The organism is Halosolutus gelatinilyticus (assembly GCF_023028105.1).
In the GTDB taxonomy this organism is placed as follows: domain Archaea; phylum Halobacteriota; class Halobacteria; order Halobacteriales; family Natrialbaceae; genus Halosolutus; species Halosolutus gelatinilyticus.
Genome location: NZ_CP095491.1, coordinates 2,904,152 through 2,930,524, shown reverse-complemented (window position 1 = coordinate 2,930,524; position 26,373 = coordinate 2,904,152). Strand labels below are relative to the sequence as shown.

25 protein-coding genes, 1 tRNA gene and 1 pseudogene are annotated in these 26,373 nt (G+C 63.0%); 13 read left to right on the top strand and 14 right to left on the bottom strand.

Going from position 1 to position 26,373, the window contains the following annotated elements; all coding sequences use genetic code 11:
• Nucleotides 1-146: 146 nt before the first annotated feature.
• A complete protein-coding gene (locus tag MUH00_RS14435; RefSeq protein WP_246999719.1) occupies nt 147-779 on the bottom strand; it encodes an AIR carboxylase family protein in 633 nt (210 codons plus the stop codon).
• A gap of 27 nt (nt 780-806) precedes the next feature.
• The gene (locus MUH00_RS14430) at nt 807-1,970 is read right to left on the bottom strand and encodes a 5-(carboxyamino)imidazole ribonucleotide synthase (RefSeq protein WP_246999717.1); all 1,164 of its coding nucleotides are present in this window, start codon (nt 1,968-1,970) and stop codon (nt 807-809) included.
• Between the two features lie 221 nt (nt 1,971-2,191).
• On the opposite strand from MUH00_RS14430, the gene ribH reads away from it, so the two are divergent.
• A complete protein-coding gene (ribH, locus tag MUH00_RS14425) occupies nt 2,192-2,602 on the top strand; it encodes a 6,7-dimethyl-8-ribityllumazine synthase (protein ID WP_246999715.1) in 411 nt (136 codons plus the stop codon).
• Between the two features lie 54 nt (nt 2,603-2,656).
• Nucleotides 2,657-3,805 carry a pyridoxal phosphate-dependent aminotransferase gene (locus tag MUH00_RS14420; protein WP_246999713.1) on the top strand — a complete coding sequence of 383 codons (1,149 nt, stop codon included), beginning with the start codon at nt 2,657-2,659 and terminating at the stop codon, nt 3,803-3,805.
• Nucleotides 3,806-3,839: 34 nt separating this feature from the next.
• Here MUH00_RS14420 and MUH00_RS14415 read toward each other — a convergent pair.
• A pseudogene (locus MUH00_RS14415) lies at nt 3,840-3,947 on the bottom strand (universal stress protein); the annotation flags it as partial.
• On the opposite strand from MUH00_RS14415, the gene MUH00_RS23005 reads away from it, so the two are divergent.
• The 3 genes from MUH00_RS23005 (at nt 3,934) to MUH00_RS14400 (ending at nt 4,828) form a co-directional block, all read left to right on the top strand.
• The gene (locus MUH00_RS23005; RefSeq protein WP_321576066.1) at nt 3,934-4,317 is read left to right on the top strand and encodes an HNH endonuclease; all 384 of its coding nucleotides are present in this window, start codon (nt 3,934-3,936) and stop codon (nt 4,315-4,317) included. The pseudogene MUH00_RS14415 and the gene MUH00_RS23005 overlap by 14 nt on opposite strands.
• Before the next feature lie 71 nt (nt 4,318-4,388).
• Nucleotides 4,389-4,461 (top strand) — tRNA-Gln (locus MUH00_RS14405).
• A gap of 154 nt (nt 4,462-4,615) precedes the next feature.
• Nucleotides 4,616-4,828 (top strand): hypothetical protein, encoded by a 213-nt coding sequence (locus MUH00_RS14400; RefSeq protein ID WP_246999710.1) that lies wholly within the window; start codon nt 4,616-4,618, stop codon nt 4,826-4,828.
• A 126-nt stretch (nt 4,829-4,954) separates the two neighbouring features.
• Here MUH00_RS14400 and MUH00_RS14395 read toward each other — a convergent pair whose 3' ends face one another.
• The 5 genes from MUH00_RS14395 to MUH00_RS23000 all read right to left on the bottom strand — a co-directional run bounded on the left by MUH00_RS14395 (nt 4,955) and on the right by MUH00_RS23000 (nt 7,503).
• A complete protein-coding gene (locus MUH00_RS14395) occupies nt 4,955-5,170 on the bottom strand; it encodes a hypothetical protein (protein WP_246999708.1) in 216 nt (71 codons plus the stop codon).
• Between the two features lie 494 nt (nt 5,171-5,664).
• Nucleotides 5,665-5,868: a hypothetical protein gene (locus tag MUH00_RS14390; RefSeq protein WP_246999706.1), complete on the bottom strand. Its 204-nt coding sequence runs from the start codon at nt 5,866-5,868 to the stop codon at nt 5,665-5,667.
• Between the two features lie 411 nt (nt 5,869-6,279).
• Nucleotides 6,280-6,549: a transcriptional regulator gene (locus MUH00_RS23235; protein ID WP_425603056.1), complete on the bottom strand. Its 270-nt coding sequence runs from the start codon at nt 6,547-6,549 to the stop codon at nt 6,280-6,282.
• A gap of 56 nt (nt 6,550-6,605) precedes the next feature.
• On the bottom strand, nt 6,606-7,238 hold the full coding sequence (locus MUH00_RS14385; protein WP_246999704.1) for a hypothetical protein: 633 nt from the start codon (nt 7,236-7,238) through the stop codon (nt 6,606-6,608).
• A 151-nt stretch (nt 7,239-7,389) separates the two neighbouring features.
• Entirely contained in the window at nt 7,390-7,503 is a 114-nt protein-coding gene (locus MUH00_RS23000) for a helix-turn-helix transcriptional regulator (RefSeq protein ID WP_321576065.1), read from the bottom strand.
• 520 nt (nt 7,504-8,023) lie between these two features.
• Between MUH00_RS23000 and MUH00_RS14375 the strand changes: the two genes are divergently transcribed.
• Entirely contained in the window at nt 8,024-9,730 is a 1,707-nt protein-coding gene (locus tag MUH00_RS14375) for a sensor histidine kinase (protein WP_246999702.1), read from the top strand.
• A gap of 369 nt (nt 9,731-10,099) precedes the next feature.
• Here MUH00_RS14375 and MUH00_RS14370 read toward each other — a convergent pair whose 3' ends face one another.
• The 6 genes from MUH00_RS14370 to MUH00_RS14345 form a co-directional block, all read right to left on the bottom strand.
• Complete coding sequence (locus tag MUH00_RS14370; protein ID WP_246999700.1) at nt 10,100-10,552, bottom strand: response regulator; 453 nt, start codon at nt 10,550-10,552, stop codon at nt 10,100-10,102.
• A 14-nt stretch (nt 10,553-10,566) separates the two neighbouring features.
• Nucleotides 10,567-10,911, bottom strand: coding sequence for a DUF7344 domain-containing protein (locus MUH00_RS14365; protein ID WP_246999698.1), 345 nt, complete (start codon nt 10,909-10,911; stop codon nt 10,567-10,569).
• Between the two features lie 549 nt (nt 10,912-11,460).
• On the bottom strand, nt 11,461-15,087 hold the full coding sequence (locus tag MUH00_RS14360) for a PAS domain S-box protein (protein WP_246999696.1): 3,627 nt from the start codon (nt 15,085-15,087) through the stop codon (nt 11,461-11,463).
• 211 nt (nt 15,088-15,298) lie between these two features.
• Nucleotides 15,299-15,553 (bottom strand): DUF302 domain-containing protein, encoded by a 255-nt coding sequence (locus MUH00_RS14355; protein ID WP_246999694.1) that lies wholly within the window; start codon nt 15,551-15,553, stop codon nt 15,299-15,301.
• A gap of 266 nt (nt 15,554-15,819) precedes the next feature.
• The gene (locus MUH00_RS14350) at nt 15,820-16,158 is read right to left on the bottom strand and encodes a hypothetical protein (protein ID WP_246999693.1); all 339 of its coding nucleotides are present in this window, start codon (nt 16,156-16,158) and stop codon (nt 15,820-15,822) included.
• Nucleotides 16,159-16,510: 352 nt separating this feature from the next.
• Nucleotides 16,511-17,845 (bottom strand): DolP-mannose mannosyltransferase, encoded by a 1,335-nt coding sequence (locus MUH00_RS14345; protein WP_246999692.1) that lies wholly within the window; start codon nt 17,843-17,845, stop codon nt 16,511-16,513.
• 296 nt (nt 17,846-18,141) lie between these two features.
• On the opposite strand from MUH00_RS14345, the gene MUH00_RS14340 reads away from it, so the two are divergent.
• From MUH00_RS14340 to MUH00_RS14310, 7 genes are all read left to right on the top strand, one after another.
• On the top strand, nt 18,142-19,161 hold the full coding sequence (locus tag MUH00_RS14340; RefSeq protein ID WP_246999691.1) for a thiamine pyrophosphate-dependent dehydrogenase E1 component subunit alpha: 1,020 nt from the start codon (nt 18,142-18,144) through the stop codon (nt 19,159-19,161).
• Complete coding sequence (locus MUH00_RS14335) at nt 19,161-20,186, top strand: alpha-ketoacid dehydrogenase subunit beta (protein WP_246999690.1); 1,026 nt, start codon at nt 19,161-19,163, stop codon at nt 20,184-20,186. Before MUH00_RS14340 ends, MUH00_RS14335 begins: the two co-directional genes overlap by 1 nt.
• Nucleotides 20,187-20,208: 22 nt before the next feature.
• On the top strand, nt 20,209-20,469 hold the full coding sequence (locus tag MUH00_RS14330; RefSeq protein ID WP_246999689.1) for a lipoyl domain-containing protein: 261 nt from the start codon (nt 20,209-20,211) through the stop codon (nt 20,467-20,469).
• Nucleotides 20,470-20,581: 112 nt separating this feature from the next.
• On the top strand, nt 20,582-21,709 hold the full coding sequence (locus tag MUH00_RS14325) for a guanosine monophosphate reductase (protein ID WP_246999688.1): 1,128 nt from the start codon (nt 20,582-20,584) through the stop codon (nt 21,707-21,709).
• 281 nt (nt 21,710-21,990) lie between these two features.
• On the top strand, nt 21,991-23,679 hold the full coding sequence (locus MUH00_RS14320; protein WP_246999686.1) for an alkaline phosphatase family protein: 1,689 nt from the start codon (nt 21,991-21,993) through the stop codon (nt 23,677-23,679).
• Nucleotides 23,680-23,803: 124 nt separating this feature from the next.
• A complete protein-coding gene (locus tag MUH00_RS14315) occupies nt 23,804-24,466 on the top strand; it encodes a helix-turn-helix domain-containing protein (protein ID WP_246999684.1) in 663 nt (220 codons plus the stop codon).
• A gap of 256 nt (nt 24,467-24,722) precedes the next feature.
• Nucleotides 24,723-26,366 (top strand): twin-arginine translocation signal domain-containing protein, encoded by a 1,644-nt coding sequence (locus MUH00_RS14310; protein ID WP_246999682.1) that lies wholly within the window; start codon nt 24,723-24,725, stop codon nt 26,364-26,366.
• Nucleotides 26,367-26,373: the final 7 nt, after the last annotated feature.

The window sequence follows — 26,373 nt, the reverse complement described above, 5'->3', positions numbered from 1 at the left end:
CATTGACTCGGCCGGGTCGGTCGGTAGTCGCCGGCTATCGACCCCGGCGATACCGACAGTCACGTATCCGTCGCCGAATCGACGCCCCGTCGGTTCGATCCGCCCGTCGATGCGAACCCGCTCGCTCGCGTACCGCAACTTCGGAACTAATCGTTCGAGAACGCCTTCGTCCCTCGATCGTGTAGCTCGCGCGAGACGGTTCCGACGTCCTCCTTCAGGTCCTCGTGGTAGGCGACGAGCCGATCGCGGACCTCGTCGTGTCGGCGCGCGAGGATCTGGGCCGCAGACAGCGCGGCGTTGAAAGACTTGCCGGCGTCGACCGCGACGATCGGCGCGCCGGTCGGCATCCCGATGACGCTGTCGACGGACTTCTCCTGGACCGGCACGCCGATCACGGGGAGGGGATACGCGATCGAGGCCGTCATGTTGGGCAGGTCGGCCGACTTGCCGCCCGCGCCCGCGATGATCACCTCGATCCCGCGATCCTCGGCCGTCTCGGCGTACGCGGTCATCAGTTCGGGCGTGCGGTGGGCCGAGGTGACGTACGTCTCGAACGTGAACCGTTCCTCGGGCGGGTTCTCGAAGTCGGTCTGTTCGGCGAAGCCGAGTTCGTCGACGAAGGCGTCGTACGCGCCCGGACGGCGGCCGCCGGTCATCATCACTTCGAGGTCGGAGTCGCTCCCCATCACGACCCCCACGTCGGGGGTCTCCTTGCTCGGACGGTTCTGGTCGGCTTCGCGGTGCAGTCGATCGATCAGGTCGGAGACGCTGTCACTCATTGGTAGGTGGGTCGCGGCGGATGGTCGTTATTCGTCGGTGAACGTGACGGACGCTACGAGTCCGCGGGCGGTTTCGAGCAGGCCGTCGGTCGACTCGTCGCCCCGCGCCGTCAGCGTGACGTGGCCCATCTTTCGCAGGGGCCGGGCCTGGCGCTTGCCGTACCAGTGCAGGTTCGCGCCCGGCGTCTCGAGGATGCGATCGACGCCGCAAAGCGCTGCATCCCGCGGTTCCTCGACGTCCGCGAGGAGGTTCTTCGAGACCGTCGGCGCCCGGAGGTCGGTCGCGGCCAGCGGCCAGCCGAGCACCGCGCGGACGTGCTGTTCGAACTGCGAACTCTGGGCGCCCTCGATCGTCCAGTGGCCCGAGTTGTGCGGTCGCGGTGCGATCTCGTTGAGCAGAATCTCTCCGTCCGTTGTTTCAAAGAGTTCGATCCCGTAGACGCCGCGGCCGTCCATCACGTCGAGGACGTCCGCCGCGACGTCGCGCGCCTTCTCCGTCACCGCCTCGATCGATCCGGCGGGGACGATCGTCTCCCGGAGGATCTCCGCCTCGTGGACGTTCTCGCCGATCGGGAACGTCGCGATCTCGCCATCCCCCTTCGCGGCGATAACCGACACCTCGCGCTCGAAGTCGACGAACGCCTCGACCATTGCGGGACCCGCGACGGATTCGAGCGCGTCCTCGGCCTCGTCTTTCGACTCGACGGGGACGTTCCCGCGGCCGTCGTAGCCTCCCGTGCGCGCCTTGAGCATCACCGGTGCGCCGTAGTCGTCGATCGCCGCGCGGACGGCGTCGGCGTCTTCGACTTTTCGGAACGGCGGCACCGGGATGCCCGCGTCCGCGAGTTCGCGCTTCTGGACGAGCTTGTCGTGGATCGTCTCGAGCGTCGACGGCTTCGGGTGTACCGGCGTCCCCGAATCCTCGCTCACGCGATCGAGAACCATCTGGTCGGCGAGTTCGATCTCGAACGTGAGAACGTCCGATCGCGCGGCGAGTTCGCGGATCCCCGCCTCGTCGTCGAAGTCGGCGACGATCTGATCGCGGGCGACCGGCGCGGCCGGGCAGTCAGGCGTCGGATCGAGCACGACGAGTTCGACTCCGAGCGGCGCCGCCGCCTCCGCGAGCATTCGTCCGAGCTGCCCGCCGCCGACGACGCCGATCGTCGGTCCTGGCGTCTCCAACGTTGTCATTGCGCGCCGATTGTTCTCGCCGCCGCTTAAGGATTCTCACTTTCGGTCACGATCGTGCCTACCGCGTGGAGTAGCCGGATCGAATTTGAGCACGATCGAGAACACCACGAAAGCCTCTGCTTCGATCGATCGCGACACCCGAATCGAGTCGCTCCGAACCGCCGTCGAAGTAGTCACACGAGAACGGTACCTCTTTTACCCGTCCTCACCACCGCTCGGGTATGACCACGCTCGGACTGGTGGTCGCGGAGTTCAACCGGCCGATCACCGAGCAGATGGAGCAGGAGGCCAAGGCGGCCGCGAACGCCGCCGGCGCCGAGGTGTACGACGTGGTGTCCGTCCCCGGCGTCTACGACGCGCCGCTGGCCGCCGATCGGCTCGCTCGCCGCGACGAGGTCGACGCCGTCGTCGTCATCGGCACGGTGATCACCGGCGACACAGACCACGATCAAGTCATCACCGACGCGGCCGCCCAGCGGCTGTCCGACGTGAGCCTCGAGCGTGATACGCCCGTCACCCTCGGCGTGACGGGTCCAGGGATGTCCGCCGCCGAAGCCCGCGAACGGGTCGCGAACGCGGCAAAAGCCGTCGACGGCGCGCTCGATCTCGTCGACGAACTGCCCGACCCCTGATCGCGATCGGGTCGCCGTCCGACCCTCGATCGCAACACCATCACGATTGCAACCATGACCATGGAATTCACCGACCGCGTAACCCGAGTGGAACCGTCCGCAACCCTCGCGATATCCGCACTCGCGACCGAACTCGAGGCCGACGGCGCCGACGTCGTCGACCTCTCCGTCGGCGAACCCGATTTCCCGACGCCCGAGAACGTGATCCAGGCGGCCAAGGACGCCATGGACGCCGGCCACACCGGCTACACGACCTCGGCCGGCATCCTCGAGCTTCGCGAGGCGATCGCCGACAAGCTGGCTGCCGACGGCCTCGAACACACTGCCGACGAGATCATCGTCACGCCTGGCGCGAAGCAGGCGCTGTACGAGGTCATCAGCGCCCTGATCGACGATGGCGACGAGGTCGTCCTGCTGGACCCCGCGTGGGTCTCCTACGAGGCGATGGTGAAGATGGCCGGCGGCGACCTCACCCGCGTCGACCTCTCCGAGTACGACTTCCAGCTCGAACCCGGACTCGACGACCTCGCCGACGCCGTCTCCGACGATACCGACCTGCTGATCGTCAACTCGCCGTCGAACCCGACGGGCGCGGTCTACTCCGACGCGGCGCTCCAGGGCGTCCGCGACCTGGCCGTCGAACACGACGTCACGGTCATCTCCGACGAGATCTACAAGGAGATCACCTACGGCGTCGAGCCCACGAGCCTCGGCACGCTGGAGGGGATGGCCGATCGGACCGTGACGGTCAACGGCTTCTCGAAGGCCTACTCGATGACCGGCTGGCGGCTCGGCTACTTCGCCGGCCCCGAGGACCTGATCGAACAGGCCGGCAAGCTCCACAGTCACTCCGTCTCCTCGGCCGTGAACTTCGTCCAGCACGCGGGCATCGAGGCGCTCGAGAACACCGACACCGCGGTCGACCAGATGGTCCAGGCGTTCCGCGAGCGACGGGATCTCGTCGTCGACCTGCTCGACGAGCACGACGTCGACGTCGCGGTTCCGGACGGCGCGTTCTACATGATGCTCCCTGTTGACGCTGACGACCAGGCCTGGTGTGAAGGCGCGATCGAGGACGCCCACGTCGCGACGGTCCCCGGCAGCGCGTTCGGCACGCCGGGCTACGCTCGCATCTCCTACGCGGCGAGCGAGGAGCGGCTGAAGGAAGGCATCCGGCGCCTGGCCGAGGAAGGGTACCTGTAGCGGTCCGACCGCCGAAACCGAGCTACTCGATCGACTACCGAACGATCGTCATCGGAACCGGCGCTCGTCGGGCGACTGTTTCTGCGACGCTCCCCAGCAGCACCCGCGAGACGCCCTCGCGTCCGTGGTTGCCGATCAATATCAAACGCGTAAAACAGGTCTGTGAGTGGTGCGGTCGAATCTCAACTGTTCTCAAATCCAGAGTCGAACGGGATTCTGTTCGGTTTTGTAGTCGGAACTGCTTCAACCAGTGGCTCTCTGCGCAGTGGGAGGATGCTGAAAATCCATACAACGGCCGATGGCGAGCCGTAAAACGAAAAGCGTTGGAACGCGACGATCACACGCGCCAACACTGCGGTATAACTCGCGATGAAATTGAGCACGAACCGGATGTCCATCATATCAAACCAGTACGGGAATTCAACGATCCCCAGCTCGCACACACCCTCGAGAATCTCATCTGTCTCTGTCGAAATTGTCATCGATACGTCGAACTCGAATTGACCGATTGACTTTCCCTGTCCCCAGGGGCAAACAATAACTCATAAACCGTTCTGTCGCTAAGCTGAATTTGCGCACTCGAAGTCCCGTGGTGTAGTGGCCAATCATCTGAGCCTTTGGAGCTCAGGACGGCGGTTCGAATCCGCCCGGGACTACTAACTCAGAGTTTTGAATCCTGATAACCGTGAGCGGAGGCTGTGAGGCGGGCTTCTAAGTACGTCGATCATCGTGAAACGCCCGATTCGGTAAGTATGTGTGCGAGTGTATCAGAGGAGAACGTTTATTTCCTAAACAGCACCCAGTGACAGCATGGCGGAAACGCTCACAGCCCTCTACCACCGCAACGAAGTGTTTTGGCTTGGATTATCCGTAGTCGTCCTCGGGGTAATAATCCCTGAATCGCTCGAATTTTGGGGGATCCACCTCTCAAGTTGGTTTGTTGTCAGCGGTGGTGGTCTTCTGATTACGAGTGTTTTCGTCGGTTTCTATAGACTCCTCACGCCGACGAAAGTGCCGAAGTAGCGGATGAGGGTGAGAAGCAACACAACGATATACGGACGCTCTATACTGATCACTGGGGCTGTGTCGTGTTCTCTAGAGAGCTTCACAAGAAAGATACTGAAACGACCGTTCAATAGAGATGCGAGCCTACTGGTTGTACCGCTGGAATAAGATCCAGCCCACCGCGACAATACCAATTAACAGGAACGCCACGGCGAAAAATCCGAACTGGGGGCCGAGTGCGTTCGAGAGGCCGAGGAGATCAGTCCGTTTGGCGTATCCCAGTCCGAAGAATATCCCCAGGACGATGGCACCAGCGGCGATCCGCATCCCCAACTCCTTCAAGAAGTTCGAGAATGTCAAATTGATGCTATATGAGCTCTCTTTTTGGTAGGTATTTGTATTCGGTGGAGTCCGCATCGCCAGAATGTTGTTGTGCGATTCAGTTGATAAGGCCTTTACGACGCAGTCCGAATTACTGGCTGATTAGAACGAACCTCCAACAGCGATATACGCAAAGATCCCAACCACAGTTGCAATCACGTCAAGAACAAACAGAATCGCGTAGTCCTTTGGTTCCATACACCTGTGGTTCTGGGCTTGTCACTAAGCGTTTGTGGAGAGAAGGTCAGTCAGTTCATGAGCGATACTGAGCGCTTCGAGTCTCCCGGTAACCTAGTCGTCACTTGTATGACCGGGCGGTGAAACCCGGCGATACCAGCCCTATCCGGCTAAAACTCGCCCTCTTATCTGGCATGTTCGCACGCCAAAAATGATGAGAACTACTCAGAATCACCTGCTCACCATACGCCGAGCGGATATCGGATGTAGCACAGATGCGGGTCAGTGGGCGTCGTCTACGCCAGTGCGATCCCGACACCGACGGCAAAACACGTCAGCGCGAGGCCGGCAAGCGTGACTGTCGTCCGGTCGCGGTGTCCATCGAGGTCGTCGGAGTCGAACCCACTGAGGCCGGTCAGGATACCGAGACCGACAGCGACCCCGGAGAGGCCGCCAGCGAACGCCAGCGCCGTCCAGATTTCGAGTCCGTGCTGTCCCACTTCTCGTGCAGCCGTCCCGGCAAGGAGGACGCCGGTTACTATCGGGACCGCAGCTGTCGCCTTGTTGGAGGGAATTAGTTTAATTTTTGACCCGATTCTCAAAAGCGTTGCGGTGACGTTCCGCGGACGATGGTCAGTACGTAGACAAACGTACCTTTTTCCGGCTCGGGTGCGCTCGGCGCAAAAATCTACGCTAAAAAGGCAGAACGGTCGGCTTCGCCTCACGTTCAGTGAAGCGCGCTCACTGCGTTCGCGCGAATGCTCGGCGGTCACTGCACCGCCTATATTCAACACGCTTCTTCTATCAGACGGTGAGGGTTTCAACAAGGCCGGATTGAAGGAGGAGAGACAGGCGGATTTAGCGACATCGCCCGGTGGTATGGTTTTGAAGACTCGTGGCGATTGGTAGAGTTACTCCATTTCACGGTTTGATCGATGCGCTGTTTCGTGTTCGTCTACGAATCCGCTTAATTCTTGAAGGTACGCTTGGAATGCAGTAACGCCGGCTTTCGTGATATGGTAGCGCGTTTCGAAGCCATTTTGAGCCCACGCGCGTCGATCCTCAACATATCCTGCCTGCTCTAATTTCTCTGCATGTGAGGCGAGATTCCCATCTGTGAGATCCAGATGATCTCGGATGCGAGTGTACGAGACGTCTCTGTGTTTGTATAGAACTCCCATGATTCGGAGTCTAGTCGGCTGATGGATGAGTTCAAGATCCGATGGGAGATCCATTTTCACCCTCGATACGTGATTATCCAGCCTGTGGCGAAATACGCGACTCCCTGGATGAGTCCGAGGGCAAATCCTTCCCCGGTGAGTGAGAGGTCTGTCTGGTGAGTTGCGATGCTTGCGAGTAGGATCGCGGTGCCGGCCAGTATCATCGGTGTCAGAATCCATCTCGCGTTGAATACGAGATAAAAGACGACGCCGATGATGGCTGTGAGGATGCCTCCAGTGATGCCCATGATGATGTATATGGTTGCACCAGATCCGAGTATGATTGAGACGCCGGCTGCGATTACGAAGAACAGGATGGTGAATCCAATTCCTAGGGCACCTTCACTGAGTGAATTTTGATCCCGGCCGAGTGTGATCGAGTGCGTGGACCAGAGTGTTGATGTGATGGCGACTGCGCCGGCTATCCATGGTAGCCAAAGGACTGCGAGTGCGAGTGAGCCGTTTTCGAGATTGGTTAACCATGGGTCGGCTGCCGTGTAAGAGATCGGGATCGCTGCGATCGCCAGTGCGAAGACCATGAGGTTCAGGCCGAACGTGCGCGCGGTCAGGGTTTCGTCGTACCCCTCTATCTCTGAGAGTGCCTGTGCTGCTTTGTTTGCGGGGAAGTCTTCGGTCGTATCTTCCGTCATCGCTTCTTCCTTATCGCCGCAAACATATATCGAATTTGAGTCTTTGTAAGGCAAAGACCGAAATCACGGCTTTGTAGCTCTGTTGCTATCCTATTTTAGCGACAGTATATGGAGGAGGACAGTGGGTCAGCCGCTGCACAGCTACACGTTCTCAGCCGTCAGTTAGCGAAAATATTTTTTTGACTGGGACATCCAAGTGATCAGCGAGTTTCAGGGCCAGTTCTAAACTCGGGTTGTACTTTCCCGTCTCAATAGCATTAATCATCTAACAGGAAACGTCCATCTCGATCGCTAGCTCCTCTTACGTGAGATCGTGCTTCGCACGGTAGACTCTCAGTTCGTTTTTGACCGGCATCTATAGTCCATAGAAACGATGGTATGCTAATGATCCGAGATAGACTGCAAAGCCGCAGAAGGCTACTGGCCACGCGAGTTTGAATCCGCCCGGGACTATGAACTCGGAGTTTTGAATCCTAACAGCCGCGAGCGGCGCTTAACGGTGGTACAAACGGCGAGTCGGACCTCGACGACCCAATTTGTTGCTATTCGATAAATATGAGTGCGGGCCTAACGCGGCTACCACTATCAGTTACCTGTAATGTTAGTAGAGTAGTGCTGAATACAAGGCGCGTATCTTGCACGGCTGAGCAGCGCGGACTGATTGATAGTGATACACGCTTAATTATCGCTTGTAGTGAAAAGTGGAATTAGGAATTAAGCAGGTATTTGCCCTTCTCTAATCGCCGACACCAAGCGTTATAGGTTCATAGCGTCACTTGGTGGTAATGGGATCCCCGGGACCGGAACAGGCCGTTACTTTGGAGGATATACGGGTGTTCTTCGCACAGTTGGACCAACCATCGACATCGGTATCGACCGGGGAAGTCGCCGAGACGCTCGGGCGCCCCCGTCGAGCCGTGCGAGACCGCCTACAGGAACTCGTCGAGCGCGGGGAACTCCAAACCAGACAGATGGACGACTCCGTCGAAATTTGGTGGGATCCCGAGGGGCGTCACACGGATGACACACAGCGAGGCGGTGCGCAGTTCAGCGCCTTCGTGAGTGCTGTCCAGGACTACGCCATCTTCAGGCTCGATCCCGACGGCACGATCGCCAGCTGGAACGATGGGGCCGAGCGGATCAAAGGGTATGCCGAGGAGGAGATCGTCGGCGAGCACTTCTCCACTTTCTACACTGAGGAAGACCGCGCCGAAGACGTCCCCGAGCGGAACCTCAAAAAAGCAGCAGTCGAGGGTACGGTGAAGGACGACGGCTGGCGCGTCCAGGAGGACGGCTCGCGGTTCTGGGCGAACGTCACCATCACCGCAATCCGCGACGACAACGGCGAACTTCAGGGATTTACGAAGGTCACGCGCGACATGACCGAACGCCGCGAGTATGAGCGGCAGTTAGAGACGCAGGCCGAGCGGCTCGAACGCCAGCGCGACGAGCTTGAGGAGGAACTCGACGACATCTTCGAGCGTGTCAACGATGCGTTCTACGCCCTCGACGAGGAATTCCGGTTCGAGTACGTGAACGACCGCATGGAGGAGTACTATGGCAAGCCAGCGGGGGAATTCCTCGGACAAACCGTCTGGGAGGTGCTCGGTGTCGATGAGGACGACCCCCTCTTCGAGAAGTACGAGACGGCGATGGCCAGCCAAGAGCCGACGACTTTTGAGCGCTACTCGGAGCTGTTGGACTTGTGGGCGATTGTCCGCGTCTACCCCTCCGAATCAGGCCTCTCGGTGTACTTCCGCGATATCACCGACCGGAAGACCTATGAGCGGAAGCTCAAGGAGTCCAACGAGCGACTGGAGGAGTTCGCCTATGCGGCCTCCCACGACCTTCAAGAGCCGCTTCGGATGGTCTCGAGCTATCTTCAACTCATCGAGGACCAGTACGCTGACGACCTCGACGAGGACGGCGTGGATTTCATCGAGTTCGCCGTCGACGGCGCGGATCGGATGCGGGACATGATCGACGGCTTGCTCGAATACTCTCGCGTTGAGGCGGAGGGCGATCCGTTCCAGCCGGTGGACCTGAACGCCATCCTCCGGGACGTGTTAGCCGACCTCCGGTTCCGCATTGAGGAGCACAACGCCGAAATGTCGGTCGAGAACCTCCCGACGGTCCATGGCGACGTCAGCCAGCTCCGCCAGCTCTTCCAGAACCTGCTGACCAACGCCATCGATTATAGTGGCGAGGATCCGCCCCGGGTCCACGTCTCAGCCGAGCGCGATGGGGCGATGTGGCAGGTCTCGGTGAGCGACGAGGGAATCGGCATCGATCCCGACGACCAGGAGCGGATCTTCGAGGTCTTCCAGCGCCTCCACACCCGCGAGGAGCACGACGGAACGGGGATCGGGCTCGCGCTGTGCAAGCGAATCGTTGAGCGCCACGGCGGCGAGATCACGGTGGAATCGGAGCCGGACGCAGGGGCGACGTTATCGATGACGCTACCCGCCGCGGACGATCCGAATCAACTGTAGATACCGCGCTGCTGCATACGTTCTCTGTATTCAGCACTCGATTCTTGGCAGTTAGCAGATAGATGGTTGGCTCGGCTGGTAACGCTCCCACCTAAACTGGACATGGATTTCACGACTCTCACTGAATAAAGAAACTGTGCGTTTGCGGCGAGCAAATCCGTGAGCCACAGTATCCTCGGCGGTTCGAACTGATGGATCGAGAGGAACCGGAAGCGCGGGGCTATCGGTGGCTCGCGCAACGATCGGACTGCCGAACGGGAGGTTCCCTCGAGGACTGGACGGATGGGGGAGCAATTTCCGATCGCGACAGAGGTTGCATAGGATACCAACGGTTCATCGGTCGCCGATATCGAAGGCCGGCGAGCGGTCTCACGTACCGGATTCCGGCGCTCGGCCGATCGACAACCAGAACTCCTCGAGTTGGATAACGGTCTCGATGAACTGGAGCGGATCAACCGGTTTCGTCAGGTAGGCGTTCGCACCGAGGCAGTGCGACTTGACGATGTCCGTTTCCGACTCCGATCCAGTCAGCATGACGACGGGGATACTCCTGAGTTCGGGATCCTCGTTGACTTCGTCGAGGACCTCGTCGCCGTTCGTTCGCGGGAGGTTGAAATCGAGCAGCACGATCGCCGGCCGAGGTGCGTCGCTGTAGTCGCCACGTCGATGGAGGAAATCGAGCGCCTCGGCGCCATCGCAGACGACGTGCAACGTGTTCGCGATCTTCGCCTCTTTGAACGCTTCTTTCGTGAGCCTGACGTCGCCGGGGTTGTCCTCGACTAACAGGATGTCGCTCGGATCGGCCACCTGATGAGCAGCCATAGCTATCGATGGATCTACCCGCGACGGCCATCGTTCCGTGACAATTCCAGATACGGTTCGACGGCGTACATAGCCTCCCTGACGGCGATCAATCCTCGTTCAGTGTCGTGGTCGATTATCTTGGAGCGATCCAGCTTCGGCAGATGGTTGTGGTGGAGGCTCAGCACGACCTCCGTTCGGAGATCGTTCGGTCGACCGCGGTCGTTCGATTCCGCCGCGACCACGCTATCGACGAGTTCCGCCACCGGGACGGGGCGTCGGCGCTCTAGGAGCTCCTCGAGGACGATGCGACGGCGTTCGTTGGAGAGTACCTCCAACGCCTCGTTCACGTCCCACGAACGCGATGGCGCTGTGACCATTGTACCTGCAGTAGAACGGAACGGGCCAAAGAGTGGTGTCCTAAAGAGTTTAGTTTCATCGGGCCGACCGATCGGTAGTTGGTTCCAGTACGAATCAACTCTCAGAGGCCATCACGAGCCCATAATCAGCCGATTTGGGATGGATCCTTCGCCCCTCCACGAAATCGTCGTCTCCCTCTCTCGTCGAATGCTCACGTCCGCTTCATGAGCAGTACCTACATACGTTGAACGGGAGGAAACGGGCGCTCTCGTCGTTCAGCACGGTTCCGAGCGGCGGAACGAGTCGCATGGCCGATCCGAACACACAGTGCAGTACATCTACTGCCGTTCTTCCGATATCGCCGTTATGAGGGGACGTGGGCTGATTCTAACCGCCCGAGGTCAGCGATCTCCTCACGGCGCACGTTGAATTGATTTGGTCCACCGATAACATCGTGTGGTCCGATTCGGTTCGCCGCATTTCCATCCAAATCGTTTAGGAAGCGGCCGATACCGCGGATCGATACCAGAAGTGCGCTCGACCCACCGAGCGGGAGCGACGAGTTCAGTCTACGGGATCTCCGCTCCGTCGACCAGCGCCTTGACGAGCTTCTTCTCGCCAGCGCGGAAGTGCTGGTGGAACGTCGCCGGGGCGACACCGAGCGACTCGGCCACCTCCTCCCCGGAACTGTCGCGCGGCCACTCGAAGAATCCGGCGTAGTATGCGGCGGCCAGCGCCGCCCGTTGGCGGTCAGAAAGCGCCTCCTCGAGCGCCGCTTGGAACTCGCGGCAGGTCTGTACTGACCGCTCGCGCTTTCGCTTGCTCGCGAGTTCGGAATCGGAGAACCGCGATTTGACCGCCTCGACGGCGGCCCTAGTGTCGGCCGTCTGGGGTAGGTCCGACGTGATCGTGCCGCCCCCATCAGCGAACGTGGCCGTGTGAACGGATGCCCCGTACTCGGCGAGCGTGGATGCCGGCGACGAACTGGTGACGACTAGCTCGATGAGGAAGGCGTCTTCGTGGTCGTTGACGAGCCGCGTCCGTTCGACGAACGGATCCTCGTCGGCAAGTTCAAGGACTCGCTCGGGTGACGTTCCCATTACCGTGAAATACTGCAGGTACGAACCATCGGACTGCGAAGTGATCCCCTCCATTTCGAACTCGGCGCCGGTCTCGTCGGACGCCCGGACGAAAAACTGCTCCCGGTCCTGGATTTCGAACGTGAGCTCCTGAACAGCGTCGGTGAGCAGCGCCTTCTTGCGCTCGACCGCGTTGATCGCCAGCCCGATCGTCTTCCCAAGTTCGAGCAGCACGGCCTGCTCCCGGGCGCTGAACGCGTTCGCCCGTGATGAGTATGCGACGAGCACGTCGTAGACCGTCTCCTTGTACACGAGGGGGATCACCGCGGCGAACGGCTGGCCGCTGTCGCGGAGGCCGACGTCCCCAGAGTCGCCGACGGCCAGTTCCGCTCCGAGGTCCTCGAAACTACGGATGATCTGGATGTCGCCCGACTCGACGGCCGTCGCGATCGGGTCGATCTCGTCGCTGGAGAAGGTCGTCTCGAGGGCGTCGACGTCGATGCCCGTTCCCGTCTTCGGCTCGACGCCGTTGACGCCGCCGTCCGCCTCCCCGGTCCACGCGGCGTGGTACAGCTTCGAATCGGTCAGCGTCTTGCAGACCGTCTCCTCGATCTCCTCTCTGTTCGTCGCTTGGACCAGCCCCTGGTTGACCCGACGAATGACCGTGTTGATCTGATTGAGCGTTTCCAGTTCGTCGCGGTGACGACCCAACTCGATCTGCTGTTCTTTCACCCCGGTGATGTCGTCGATGACGCCGACGAACCGATACACTTCGTCGTTCTCGTCGCGAAGCGGGAAAGCAAAGTTGTTGACCCATCGGGTCGATCCGTCGGGGCGAACGATACGGTACTTCTCCTGGAACCTGAGCGCCCCGTCTTTGCTCCGCGGCGTCCGCGTCGCCCGCTTGACCGCATTCTCGACCCGTTGCTGGTCTTGGGGGTAGACGGCGTCGACGTGGTTCATCAGATTGTCGTACACCGAGTCCCGCGACCGGCCCGTGATCTCCTCGTAGGCCGGGTTGATGTACATGACCTCGCTCATATCGGCGTCGGCCATCCAGATGGCGCTGTTGATGTTCTCCGCGATCTGTCGGAGGCGGGCCTCGCTTTCGCGGAGTCGCCGCTCGCGTTCTTTCCGGTCAGAGATGTCCGTGGCGATGACGACCGCCTTCTGGACGTCTCGGGCGCCGCCGGTCATGGGCGCGATGCCGAGGGCGGCCCAGACGCGATCCCCGTCGGGGCGTTCCAGGGTAAACTCCGAGTTGAGTACCTGCTTGCCCTCGTCGAACACCCGGCTCAGAAGGTCCTCCGGCGCCACTCGCTGGCCCTGTGCGCCGTACAGCTTCCGCTGCGAGACGTCGAGTGTCTGATTGGTGATCTCTTCCATGGTCAGCCCCAGTAGGTCCCCCGCCCGGTCGTTTACCCGCGAGATGTCGCCGTCGGGCGTGATCACTCCGATCCCCACCGGACTGGTCTCGAGGATGCGTTCGATCAGCTCGCGTTCCTCGCGCAGCGTTTCCTCGCGCTCCTTGCGATCGGTAACGTCCTTTCCGATGATCACCGCCTTCTGAACGTCGCCCGCCGGTCCGGGGATGGGCGCGATGCTGATCGACAGCCAGATGCGGTCGCCGTCGGGCTGGCCGAATTCGAACTCCGTGTCGAGTACGCGTTCGCCGTTGTCGAACACCCGACTCAGCAGGTCCTCGGGCGCGACCTGCCTCCCTACCGAATCGTACAGCTTTCGCTGCGAGACGTCGAGGGTGCGGTTGGAAAGTTCGTAATCGGTCAGTCCGAACAGTTCTTCGGCCCGGTCGTTCACCCGCGAGATGTCGCCATCGGGCGTGATCACTCCGATCCCCACCGGACTGGTCTCGAGGACGTGCTCGATAACGTCCCGCTCCTCGCGCAGCGTTTCCTCGCGTTCCTTGCGATCGGTGATGTCCGTGGCGATGACGACCGCTTTCTCGACGTCGCCCGCGTCGCCGGTCATGGGCGCGATGCCGAGGGCGGCCCAGACGCGATCCCCGTCGGGGCGCTCCAGGGTAAACTCCGAGTTGAGTACCTGCCTGCCCTCGTCGAACACCCGGCTCAGCAGATCCTCGGGCGGCACCTGTTGTCCCTCCGAGTCGTACAGCTTTCGCTGCGAGACATCGAGTGTCTGATTGGTGATCTCTTCCATGGTCAGCCCCAGCAGATCCTCCGCCCGGTCGTTTACCCGCGAGATGTCGCCGTCGGGCGTGATCACTCCGATCCCCACCGGACTGGTCTCGAGGATGTGTTCGATCAGTTCGCGTTCCTGCCGGAGCTCTTCGACTCGCTCCCGTCGCTCCGAGACGTCGCGGACGACGCCGACCGTACCGTGTGTCTCGTCGTCGGAGCACAACGGGGTGATCCGCTCCTCGACGGGGACGGCCTCGCCATCGGCCGTACGGACGACGAACTCCACCGAGGTGCTTCGCCCGTCCCCTCCCCGTCCGAGCAGGTCCTCGATTTCGTCTTCGCGTCGGGAGATCGCCGCCTCATCGAGCAGGACAGACGCGTGCGCTCCGAGGAGGTCGTCGCGCGAGTATCCGGTCATTTCGACGAAGGTGTCGCTTACCATCTCGAAGCGACTGTCGGGATCCAGCTGGTAGACCCCGTCACCGGCCATCTCGGCGATCGCCTCGTAGCGGTTGATCGCCCGCTCGTACTCGCCGGCGGCCGTGTTCTCGCGAAGGTATCCCGCAAAGAACCGTTGACCGTCCAGTTCGAACTCGCAGACGTCGATGCTGATCGAAACGTCGCGGCCCTCCTCGTGCCGGACGTTCAGTTCGATCTGCTCGCGGTCGTCTATCCAGCAGCCGTCGACGGGTCGGACCCGCGATCTGTGTTCGTCGACGACGAACGCCGCGAGCGATTCGCCGACGACGTCGCTCGGCTGATAGCCGAGAACGTCCGAGACTGCCGCGTTGGCAAAAGCGATGGACCCGGCGTCGGTGACCGCGACGGCGGCGACGGGCGAGGCACCCAGTAGCGCACGGAGCAACTGGGCGTCATCCGGTCGTAGTAGGGCGGTTTCGTCCACGGAACTTCCCTGAATTCGCCCGGTAATCGGCTCGTTATCCGTCTGGCGGCTCATTGGTTGTGCTGGTTGATCGGGTGCCGTTATAGCCGGTCTCCCAAAGATCTTTAGTCGGCGGGAGGACCTGCCAGCGAAGTGATGCTCGAGGTGGAGTTCCAGCGGCGTCACCATCAGCCGTCGAGGACGCCGACCGATCAGCCCAGCACCCTCGCTGCAGCCAGACCAGCCACCAAACTTGCGATGACACCGCGGGCCATCCTGGATACTATCAGTGGAAGCGAGGTGAACTGAATTCGGGAGCGTCGAGGTTGTACTGGTGGTTGATAGCCTGGATGTCCACTTCTGCCAGTACTTCGACCCCCTTTGCGAGCGCCTCGCGGACCGCCTCTTCGGCGGCCGAAACGGAGGCGGGCGTCACGACGCGGATCGCCGTTTCGATGCCGAGGCGATCGATCGCGGGATACAGATCCTTCGTGACCAGCTCACGAACGAGTTGGTAGCCGTTCTTGGCAGACGTTATCACACAACGGTTGTGCACAGTTCGAACGGCCGTATTAGTGATTTTATTGTGAGTGGTCTGACACGGGTGCGCGATCGAACTTTGGGCGCTACCACTGCTCGAACGGCGGTCGGAGTGCGTACTGGGTGCGCGATCGTATCGAGCCGACTGCTCTCAGGGAGGCAGTTCGTCCGGAACTATCCTGCTGCGAACAACGTCGTGAGTAACGTGTATCCTCGCCGGTTCGAATCCGCTCGGACCGACGTCCGCGCTTCCCAAGACCAATTGGATCAGTAATCCTGCTGTCCAATCTCCGACAATCGAGGCTGGTTCGAATGCGACACACGGGTCAAAACGACACGGGCGCTGATCGCACCGAGCGAGCTGATGATCAGGAACGAGCAGAAGTACCACGGTTGGGATTGAACGACCAGAAGCCCCCTCGCGGGAGCGGTCACGATGCCGAGCGCCAGCAGATAGAGGACGCTGAGGAGGGCAAGCGACGAGCGGGAGTAACCGTGCCAATAGAGAAGGCCGACGAGAACGCCTGAAAGCAATCCGAGCTGGCCCGAGTGGAGTTCTGCAACGTTGCTGAAAATCGACGAAAGGATCGTCTCGACAGTAGCCATAGATCTACGTCTTCCTTCTCGAAAATCGCTGTATGAGTTACCCTACAATTGTGTACCCATTACAACGATCGCGTACCCCGCGACCCTGCGATCGGCACGAGGTATGACGTGACCTGTGACTTCGGAACCTGATGGAGTGCCCCGCTCGCCGTCGCTTCGGCCTCCCAGCGTGGAATTCCCGATCCGCACCGAAAGGAAATTCCCGAGGGGGTGCGTGGCTCGCGGATCGTCGAACGACGGTCACCGTTGCGTCCGGTTGGCGAACCGATGACCGGAACGGCGGTAGCGATGTCGAGTCGATCGTTCGCGAGGCGAGTGCGATCGAGACGCCGAACGACCGCTCACGATCAATTCAGTTCAGCCATCCGCCGCATTCGCGAGCGTCCAGTCGGCTGTCGGTCCTCGAGATCCACCGCAGTTCGTTCCAGCTCAGCCGGTAGTGACAGGTCTCGGGCGTTCTCTTCTCCCAGTAGATGGTTCGAATCGACGGGACGTCCGCGTCATCCCGCGTCACCGTTATCGGCGTGGGTTCGCCAGGATCGGCCTCTTGCTCCATCGCCTCGAGCGTCGATTTCGGGGGCGGGGAGCCGACGTTCCAGCCGAATCCCGAGACGACGATCAACGCGACGACGACGACGGCGATCCACCGGTAGCGGCGCGCACGGCGCGCGTCGCGCTCGCGGGAGTTCGTCGCGTCCGACCGCCGCGAGGGCATCCGCTTCACGGCGACGGCCACGCCGAGCGCGACGAACGTGACCCACAGGAGCGCGTCCGTCGAGCCGTCCATGTCGATAATCAGCACCTGAAAGGCGAATATCGCCCCGCCCGCGGGCAGCCACCAGTGCGTCCGGAAGTCGCGGGCGGCGCGGGCCCAGCCGTAGAGCGCTACCGGGAGCAGCACCGCCCCGTAGCCGAACACGATCAGTATCAAGTAGATGCGCTGGGCCAGCGTATACGACGACCCGGCGACCAGCGGCGCGACCACCGTCTGTACGACCATGGGAACGAGCGCACCCGCAAGCGCGAACGCGAGGACGACGGCTCCGGTCACGACGGCGGCTCCCGCGATCGCCGAGAGCGCATCCTTCCCACCGTTTCGCTGGTACGCAATTCCGACGACCAGCGGTGCGAAAGCGGTCCCCGACTGCCACGAACCGGCGCTCAGCGCCGCGGCGACCCCGGCGAGAAACGGCCGATCGGACAGGGCGAGCGCAAGTGCGAGGACGCCGAAAAACAGCGAATAGAACTGCGCCCGGACGCCCAGCAGCGGGAGGGCGAAGAGCTCCGGGACGACGAACATCGTCAGCCCGGCGGAGACCGCCGCCGCGTCGTCCTCGGTCACGCGGTACGCCACCCATCCGACGAGCAGGACGCTCGCGGCGGCGACGAGTTCCGTGAGCAGCACGCTGAGGCCGTGAAGGACGAGCATATCGCCGCCTGAGAGGAGGGCGAGGACGGCCGTGATCGCGAACGGAATGGGCGGATTCACGTCCCAAACGTCGACGTACGGAACGCCGCCTTCGATGATGTACCAACCCACGTGCTGGAAGAACGCCGCGTCGGTCGCGATCATCGGCCACGCGGTCAGGAAGTACGCGACGAGTCCGCCGCCGAACAGGACGGCAACGGTCAAACCGAGGACGGCGAGCCATCGGGACCGAATCTTGGTGAGCGAGCAGATGGACATGGTGGAGGACTCCTACGGCCGCGAGTATGCACACTAGAGAGCTACCTCAAAGTGGTGGTCGATTCGCCGTGCGTTGATCGAAGAAATCGGAAAGCCCCGCTTCGGGTAATCGCTCCTCGAGTTCGGCGATACCTCCGCCCTGTAGATCCAGTAGAGACGTATACGCCCCGTAATACCGCCGAACGTCGGCAACAAAAATCCGATTCTGCGCCCCTGCGACCCCCGGATACGCTCAAGTAGGAGGCTGGTGTAGAACCCCGAGGAATTCCATGGTGGCTGTTACCGAATTACAAGCCATGTTCGAGGACATGGTCACGGCGCGGTACTACGAGGAGCGCCTCCAGGAGGAGTATCTGGAGGGGAAACAACCGGCGTTCGACATCTCGGCGGGACCGATCCCCGGCGAACTCCACCTCGCGGCGGGACAGGAGGCGGCCGCCGTCGGCGTCTGTCAGCACCTGCGCGACGACGACGCGGTGACGGCACCGCACCGGCCCCACCACGTCGCGATCGCGAAGGGGGTCGACCTAAACCGAATGACGGCCGAAATTTTCGGCCGCAAACCCGGCCTCAGCGGCGGGAAAGGTGGGCACATGCACCTCTACGATCCGGACGTGAACTTCGCCTGCAGCGGCATCATCGCGGAGGGGTGTCCGCCCGCAGTCGGAGCGGGTCTCGCGGCGAAGAAACGAAACGAGGACGGCGTGGCGGCGGCGTACCTCGGCGAGGGAGCGATCAGCCAGGGCGCCTTTCTCGAGTCGCTCAACCTGGCGGCCGTGCAGAAACTGCCGGTCGTCTTCGTCGTCGAGGACAACGACTGGGCGATCAGCATGCCGAAAGAGCGCGTCAGCGACGTCGAAGACGGGTCCCAGCGCGCCGGCGGGTTCGATATGCCGGGAGTTCGCGTCGACTACGACGACGCCACGGCCGTGTACGACGCCGCCGAAGAGGCGATCGGTCGCGCCCGGGCGGGCAACGGGCCGACGCTGCTGGAGGTTCAGGTTCACCGCCGGATGGGCCACTTCATGGGCGACCCCGAAACGTACCGGCCGGACGAAGACAAGGAAGCGGCACAGGGCCGGGATTCGATCGAACGGCTCGCCGAAGAGCTGCGGGCCGCGGGAGTCGACGACGGCGACCTCGACGAGATCCGCGAGCCCGCTCGCGATCGCGTCGACGAGGCGATCGCGTGGGCCAAAGAGCAGCCGGAACCCGATCCCGAGGACGCGTACGAGGACGTCTTCGTGAATCCGCCGTCCGGCGCGACGACCGACGAACCGACTCACGAACTCGCGGAACCCGGAGGTGGCGACTGATGGCACAACAGGAACCGCAAGCGATCGAGCGAGACCTGACGATGAGCCGCGCGATGGTCGAGGCGATCGGTCACGAGATGCGCGAGAACGACGAGGTCTTCTACATGGGCGAAGACGTCGCCGACTACGGCGGCATCTTCGACAGCACCGAGGGGTTACTCGAGGAGTTCGGCCGCGATCGGGTTATGGACGTGCCGATCAGCGAAACCGCGTACCTCGGGGCGGCGGTCGGCGCCGCCCAGCGGGGGATGCGCCCGATCGCCGAACTCATGTTCGTCGACTTCTTCGGCGTCGCGATGGACCAGATCTACAACGTGATGGCGAAGACCGCGTACATGAGCGGCGGGAGCGTCGCCGTGCCGATGGTGCTGACGGCGGCCGTCGGCGGCACGTACAACGACGCCGCCCAGCACTCCCAGACGCTGTACGGCACCTTCGCCCACCTCCCGGGGATGAAGGTCGTCGTTCCGTCGACCGCCTACGACGCGAAGGGACTGATGCACAACGCTATCCGCGACGACGATCCGGTCGTCTACCTGTTCCACAAGCGCCTGATGGGGATCGGCTGGATGCCCGCCCCCGACGGGCCGAAAACGGCCGTGCCGGAGGAGCCGTACGTGATCCCGTTCGGCAGCGCCGACGTCAAACGCGAGGGTGCGGACGTCACCGTCGTCACGCTCGGCCTCCACGTCCACCGGGCGTTCGAGGCGGCCGAGACGCTCGCCGAGGACGGGATCGACGTCGAGGTGATCGACCTCCGGTCGCTCGTCCCCCTCGATACGGAGACGATCCTGGAGTCGATCGGCAAGACCGGCCGACTCGTCGTCGTCGACGAGGATTACCTGTCGTTCGGGGTAACGGGCGAGATCGTCGCGACCGTCGCCGAAGAACGCCTCGCCGAGCTCGAAGCGGTCGAGCGGGTCGCCGTTCCGGACGTTCCGATCCCGTACGCCCGGCCGATGGAGGACGAGGTCGTTCCGAACGTCGACGATATCGAAGCGGCGGTCCGATCGGTCTGCTCGTAACGATGGTCGGGGACGATCACCGATGACCGAACCCGATCGGATCGCCATCGAGGCGGCCGACGTCTGGCCCGAGGACGTCGAGGAGACGGAGGCCGTCGTCGTCAACTGGTTCGCGAGGGAGGGTCGGCGCGTCGAGGCCGGCGAACCCGTCTGCGAGATCCAGATCGAGAAGGTCAGCGTCGACGTGCCGGCGCCCGTCGCCGGCGAGCTCGTCGCGATCGAATGCGACGAGGAGGAGGCTTTCACGCGCGACGACGCGCTCGGGCGGATCGAACCCGCGTGACGGCCGTCGGCCTCGATTCCCGCGGAGTTCCCGGCCGCCGATCGCCCCGTCGATTCGCGCCGCTCGCAAGCCGAGATCCTTATAGGGCGGGGCTCGTGAGTAGGAAGGGGTCATGAACGATTTACGCACGGGGTTGAGCTACGGTGACGTGCTTCTACTCCCGAAGCGATCGCCGGTCGATAGCCGCAGCGACGTGGACCTCTCGACGGCGCTCACGCCGAACGTCGACCTGGACGCGCCGCTCGTTTCCGCGGCCATGGACACCGTCACCGAGGCGGAACTCGCGATCGAACTCTCGCGTGCCGGGGGAATCGGCGTGCTGCACCGATTTCTCACGCCGGGGGAACAGGCCGAACAGATCGAGGAAGTGATCGCCGCCGGTGAGCGAGTGGGCGCCGCGGTCGGGATCAACGAGGATTACGTCGATCGGAGCGGGGCCCTCGTCGAGGCGGGCGTCGACGCGCTCGTGGTCGACGTGGCCCACGGCCACCTCGAACGGACGATCGACGCCGTCGCAACCCTCCACCAGGAATTCCCGGAGACGGATCTCGTCGCCGGCAACGTCGCCACGCCGGCGGGCGTCGAGGATCTCGCGGCGGCCGGCGCCGACTGCGTGAAGATCGGAATCGGCCCGGGATCGCACTGTACGACCCGGAAGGTCGCCGGCGCCGGCGTTCCGCAACTGACCGCCGTCGACGATTGCACGACGGCGGCCGAGGGCCTGGACGTCACGATCTGCGCGGACGGGGGTATTCGGACGTCCGGAGACGCGGTGAAGGCGCTGATGGCCGGGGCGGACACCGTGATGCTCGGGAGTCTCTTCGCCGGCACCGAGGAAGCACCCGGCGCGGTCGTCGAGGTCGACGGCACCCGGTACAAGCGCTCCCGAGGGATGGCGACCACGACCGCCGCCGAGAAGCGCGACGACAAGGAGACCGACGTCCGCGCCGACGAGGGCGTCGAGGCGCTGACGCCCTACAAGGGCCCGGTCGCCGAGGTCGTCGACGAGTTCTGCGCCGGCATCCAGTCCGGGCTCTCCTACTGCGGCGGGCACACGATCGCCGACGCCCGCCGGAAGGCCGAGTTCATCCGCGTCGCACCGAGCGCCCAGGAGCGCGAAGGGTACCACGCGGATCACGACTGGGAAGGCGTCAGCGTGGACAGCAAGGCGAAAGCCGGGAACAGGTCGCAGGCGGCGGAGAGCGGCGAGGCGACGAACGCCGCCGAGAGTGACGACTAATACCGCGAGTCCACGGCGCGACGCGCGGGTCGCGATGTCCGGTGCCGGTTTGATCGGAGGCGGGACGACGGTCCTCCGAAACGAACGCGAGAGAACAGTCCCGGTGACGCGAACTCGGTCGCCTCGATGCGCCTTCTTCGCGGGTTTAACGGAACGATAATGAAGTCTATCGGCTCCCTCGCGGGAAGATAGAGTACCGTGTTAGACCGAACGAGACCGCCGAGGACGTCTCGGAAGCGGTCGATCGGAACCCCTAGCCACGAACGAGACCTACTGCACCGATGACCCGGACGTTCCATCGAGACGACGACGCACCGACGAGGAGTACCGCGAACGAAACGACCAGCGTGGAGACGCTTCTCATCGGGATCGACGCCGGCTGCCTGCCGGTCTTCGAGCGACTGTTCGAGGCCGATCGAATACCGACCATCGAGCGACTCTGCTCCGAGGGCGTCACCGCACCGCTCGAATCGCAGATTCCGCCGTGGACGCCCAGCGCCTGGCCGTCGATCTACACCGGCGTCAACCCCGGGAAACACGGCGCGATCGGTTTCGTCGGCTACGACGGCTACGACTGGCACGTGACGAGCAACGAGGACGTCCACGAACACCCGCTGTGGACGCTGCTGGACCGGCACGATCGTTCGAGCGTCGTGGTCAACGCACCCGTGACTCACCCGCCAGACGAGTTCGACGGCGCGGTGATCCCCGGCTTCCTCGGCCCCGAGGACCCGCTTTGCCACCCCGAAGGCCTTCTCGACGAGGTTCGCGACGCGATCGGCGACTACCGCGTCTACCCGAGATACACCCGCGACGACGACTCGCTGTCCGACGCCGAGAAACTCGCGGAGTATCGGCGCCTGATCCGGATGCGCGGCGAGGCGTTTCGCTACCTCGTCGGCGAGTTCGATCCCGACTTCGGGTTCGTCCAGTTCCAGAAGACGGACACCGTCTTCCACGAGTTCGACGGCGACGAAGGCGCGGTCGAACTGGTCTACGAGGAGACCGACGACCAGATCGCCGCGATCCTGGAGGCGTGCGATCCGGACCGCGTCTTCCTCGTGAGCGACCACGGAATGGGCCCGTACGAGGGGTACGAGTTCCGGATCAACGAGTTCCTCCGCGATGAGGGCTACCTCGAGACGACCATCGGCGGCAAGGGGATGCCGTCGTGGACGCCGATGCGCCGACGGCTCCGCGAGGGCGAGGAGTGCGACACCTGGGAGCCGGGAACGGTCGCCCGCGCGGCGTCCGTCGCCGCCCAGTTCGGCGTGACCGCGAGCCGAATCAGGACCGCCCTCGAACGAGTCGGCCTGGCCGACGTCGCGAGGGCGTACGCCCCCGGCGGCGTCTCGCGGACGGCGAACGAGCAGGTCGATTTCGAACGATCGAAGGCGTACGTCCGCGCCCGCACCGAACTCGGCGTTCGGATCAACCTCCAGGGCCGAGACCCCGACGGCGTCGTCCCGCCCGACGAGTACGAGCAACTGCGAGAGGAGCTGATCAGGGCGCTGCAGGGGGTCGAAACGCCCGACGGCGAGCCGTTCTTCGAGACGGTCGCGCCGAGAGAGCGGTATTTCCACGGCGATCGGAGCGATCACACCGTCGACATCGTCACGATCCCGAAGGACTTCGATCACGCCCTTACGGAGCAGGTCGGCCCAAGCGACGGCGACTACTTCGGGCCGGCCGAACCCTGGAATCACAAGCTCGACGGGGTCTTCGTCGCGACGGGCGAGGGGATCGACGAGGACGCCGCGATCGATCGGACCCACATCTTCGACGTCGCACCGACGATCATGGCCGCGATGGGCGTCCCCTACAGCGATCGCATGGACGGCAGCGTCGTCCCCGTCGTCGACTCCGTCGGATCGACGTCCTACCCGGCGTACGATCAGGACGGCGACGAACGACCCGAGGCGGGCGAGGGCGTGACCGAACGATTGGCCGATCTCGGCTACATGCAGTGAGCCGACGATCCGACGCACGACGGCGCGCAGCGAGTCGCCGGCCGGCGGTTCGTGCGGTGCAACCGTCGTTACTCGCTGTATAAATATGGGCCGCCGCTCGGAGCGGTCCCACACCGACAGCTCGATGGGATTTATCGCAGAAGTCCACCTCGTCCACGACGACCTTCCGCTGGTTCCGACGATGGAGCGCCATCCCGGGACGACGCTCACGTACGAGTACGGGACGCGGGGGAACGATCGGCGCCTGCAGTTCGTCTCGGCGTTCGGCGACGAGTTCGCACGCCTCGAGGACGCGATGGACGCCGATCCCACCGTCTCGGAACCGACCCGCATCGCCACGTTCGAACACCGGGCGATCTACCGATTCGCGGTCGAGACTGACCTCGAGATCGTTCCCGATCGGTGCGCGGCGGACGGCCTGTTCGCCTTTTCGATCACGGGCGGACAGGGGAGGTGGACCGTCCGCGTGTACCTTCCGGATAGAGACGCGCTGACCGCGTTTCGATCGCGGTGTCGCGACCGCGGCGTCTCGTTTCGCATCGCGCAACTGTACGACTCCACGGTTTCCGACGACGAGACCTACTTCCTGACCGATCGACAGAGAGAGGTCCTCACGATGGCGTACGCGGCCGGCTACTACGACGTTCCTCGGACGATCACACAGGACGAACTCGCCGAACGGCTCGACATCTCCGATTCGGCGGTCTCCCAGCACCTTCGACGGGCCGTCTCGGAGCTGATCGCCGCGACGATCGAAAACGGCCACTCGCCGGACCACTACAGCTAATGCGCTCGGCAGGTTCGAACCCCGTCGCGGGCGGTTCGGCGCGAGAATGCGTTTCCCCGGCGGTACTCGCGGTTTCCGGCGGCACCGGTCGTCGATCGTCCATCCGGACCGCGTCGGTTGCTGCGGACGAAAACGTTGCAGGACGCGGATCCACCAGGAAACCGCCGGTTGCCGAACCGGACGGCGAACTTAAAAGCTTGCTATCCGAACCCCTAGTTACTGAACCCCTTCATTACTCAAAGAACAGTGACTATCAATGTCGGAACGAAGCGATTTGCGACGTTCGAATCGGGGGGATTCTTGTCATTCTGGGTCGACCGATCGCGGGGCCGGTCGATCCGCTCTCGACGAATCGATCGCCTCGTCTCGATCGAGACGGACGTTTCTCCAGGGACTCACGGTCGCCGGGGCGGCCGGAATCGGTTTGACAGGTACTACCAACGCGTCCGACCCGTACGACCGCTACTACGACGAGTACGGGTCCGTCGTCGACGTCGTCGACGCCGGCGCGGACGACACCGGTAGAGAGTCGATAACGCCCGTACTCGAGGATCTCCGGGCCGACGACACGCTGTTCGTGTTTCCCGAGGGGGAGTACTTCATGGACGAGCAGTTCCGGTTTACCGGGTTCGAAAACGTCGGATTCGTCGGCGAGAACGCGACCCTGGTGCCAGCCGACTACCACGCGTTCGACGGCCCGCAGTACCGGCTGTTCCGACTCGGCGTATCGTACCGGCCCGGCCGCCGACTCCGGTTCGAGGGATTCGACGTCGATCAGACGGCACCCGATACGGGAATCCGGACGATCGAGGCCTACGTCTCCGATCGACTCGAGGTGCGCGACGTCACCGTCCACGGCCAGCACGACAGCGGCACGTGGGGGCCGGGGCTGTTCAACGTCACCGACCCCGACGGCTGGGGTATCGTCGAACGGTTCCGGGCCCCAGACGGCGGCGAGTGGGCCGAGAACACGCCGAACGCCGATCGCTGGCGCGGCCCGATCGGGATCGAGGCCAACCAGAACCAGGGGACGCTCGAATTCAGACGCTGCTGGCTCGGCGCGTTTCCGAACAACGGTCTCTACGCGGCCGGCGGCGACGGGGAGATCGTCGTCAGCGGTGGGCTTTACAAGAACAGCAACGGGGCGAACATACGCGTGGGCGGGCATGGCAGCGAGATTCGGTGGCCGACCATCGAAATCGACGACACGCGGCCGAACGATCGATCCCAGCGCGGGATTCGAATCGAGAACGGGCGCAACATCGAAATATACGGGGCGGCGATCGATATCACCTCGCCGAAACCGACCAGCCACGCGGTCTCGGTGATGAACACCTGCGAGAGCGCCCGGATCGAGAACACGACGATTCGAATGCGCGGTTCGGACGTGAACCACGGCATCGTTCTCTCTCCCAAGTGCGGAAAGACGGCGATCGTCGACACGGAGATCACGCACGAGACCGCGGGCGGCTACCCCCTGTGGATCCGGGCGAGCGATCGAACCGAGCAGATCGTCGCCGAACACCTCACGGTCACGGGGCGAGCGGGCGACGGCGGCGGCTTCCGCGACGGAATCCGGTGCGAACGGAACAACTGCCGCTTCAGTCACGTCGACGTCACGCAGTACGGGCGCGACGGCGTAGACCGGAACGCCGTCGTCAACACGGCATCGGACGTGACGATCTACCGGAGCGAGCTCCGCGCCAGCCAGTACCCGTACGTCGACATCGGAACCGACGCGCTCGTCCGCGACTCGGACCTCGAATCGGCGGGAGGTCACTCGGCCGTCTGCCTCTACTCCTCCTCGCGGAATCCGTCGTTCAAGAAGAACCGCCTCGCCGACGGGATCCGCGATCTGGGCGCGAACGGCGTTACCACCTGGGATAACTCGTACTCGTAGTTTGACC

Coding starts and splice junctions, on each gene's coding strand:
- MUH00_RS14435 (WP_246999719.1), bottom strand. CDS start 779: ATGAGTGACAGCGTCTCCGACCTGATCGATCGACTGCACCGCGAAGCC.
- MUH00_RS14430 (WP_246999717.1), bottom strand. CDS start 1,970: ATGACAACGTTGGAGACGCCAGGACCGACGATCGGCGTCGTCGGCGGC.
- ribH (WP_246999715.1), top strand. CDS start 2,192: ATGACCACGCTCGGACTGGTGGTCGCGGAGTTCAACCGGCCGATCACC.
- MUH00_RS14420 (WP_246999713.1), top strand. CDS start 2,657: ATGACCATGGAATTCACCGACCGCGTAACCCGAGTGGAACCGTCCGCA.
- MUH00_RS14400 (WP_246999710.1), top strand. CDS start 4,616: ATGGCGGAAACGCTCACAGCCCTCTACCACCGCAACGAAGTGTTTTGG.
- MUH00_RS23235 (WP_425603056.1), bottom strand. CDS start 6,549: ATGGGAGTTCTATACAAACACAGAGACGTCTCGTACACTCGCATCCGA.
- MUH00_RS14385 (WP_246999704.1), bottom strand. CDS start 7,238: ATGACGGAAGATACGACCGAAGACTTCCCCGCAAACAAAGCAGCACAG.
- MUH00_RS23000 (WP_321576065.1), bottom strand. CDS start 7,503: ATGATTAATGCTATTGAGACGGGAAAGTACAACCCGAGTTTAGAACTG.
- MUH00_RS14375 (WP_246999702.1), top strand. CDS start 8,024: ATGGGATCCCCGGGACCGGAACAGGCCGTTACTTTGGAGGATATACGG.
- MUH00_RS14370 (WP_246999700.1), bottom strand. CDS start 10,552: ATGGCTGCTCATCAGGTGGCCGATCCGAGCGACATCCTGTTAGTCGAG.
- MUH00_RS14365 (WP_246999698.1), bottom strand. CDS start 10,911: ATGGTCACAGCGCCATCGCGTTCGTGGGACGTGAACGAGGCGTTGGAG.
- MUH00_RS14360 (WP_246999696.1), bottom strand. CDS start 15,087: ATGAGCCGCCAGACGGATAACGAGCCGATTACCGGGCGAATTCAGGGA.
- MUH00_RS14350 (WP_246999693.1), bottom strand. CDS start 16,158: ATGGCTACTGTCGAGACGATCCTTTCGTCGATTTTCAGCAACGTTGCA.
- MUH00_RS14345 (WP_246999692.1), bottom strand. CDS start 17,845: ATGTCCATCTGCTCGCTCACCAAGATTCGGTCCCGATGGCTCGCCGTC.
- MUH00_RS14340 (WP_246999691.1), top strand. CDS start 18,142: ATGTTCGAGGACATGGTCACGGCGCGGTACTACGAGGAGCGCCTCCAG.
- MUH00_RS14335 (WP_246999690.1), top strand. CDS start 19,161: ATGGCACAACAGGAACCGCAAGCGATCGAGCGAGACCTGACGATGAGC.
- MUH00_RS14330 (WP_246999689.1), top strand. CDS start 20,209: ATGACCGAACCCGATCGGATCGCCATCGAGGCGGCCGACGTCTGGCCC.
- MUH00_RS14325 (WP_246999688.1), top strand. CDS start 20,582: ATGAACGATTTACGCACGGGGTTGAGCTACGGTGACGTGCTTCTACTC.
- MUH00_RS14320 (WP_246999686.1), top strand. CDS start 21,991: ATGACCCGGACGTTCCATCGAGACGACGACGCACCGACGAGGAGTACC.
- MUH00_RS14315 (WP_246999684.1), top strand. CDS start 23,804: ATGGGATTTATCGCAGAAGTCCACCTCGTCCACGACGACCTTCCGCTG.
- MUH00_RS14310 (WP_246999682.1), top strand. CDS start 24,723: ATGTCGGAACGAAGCGATTTGCGACGTTCGAATCGGGGGGATTCTTGT.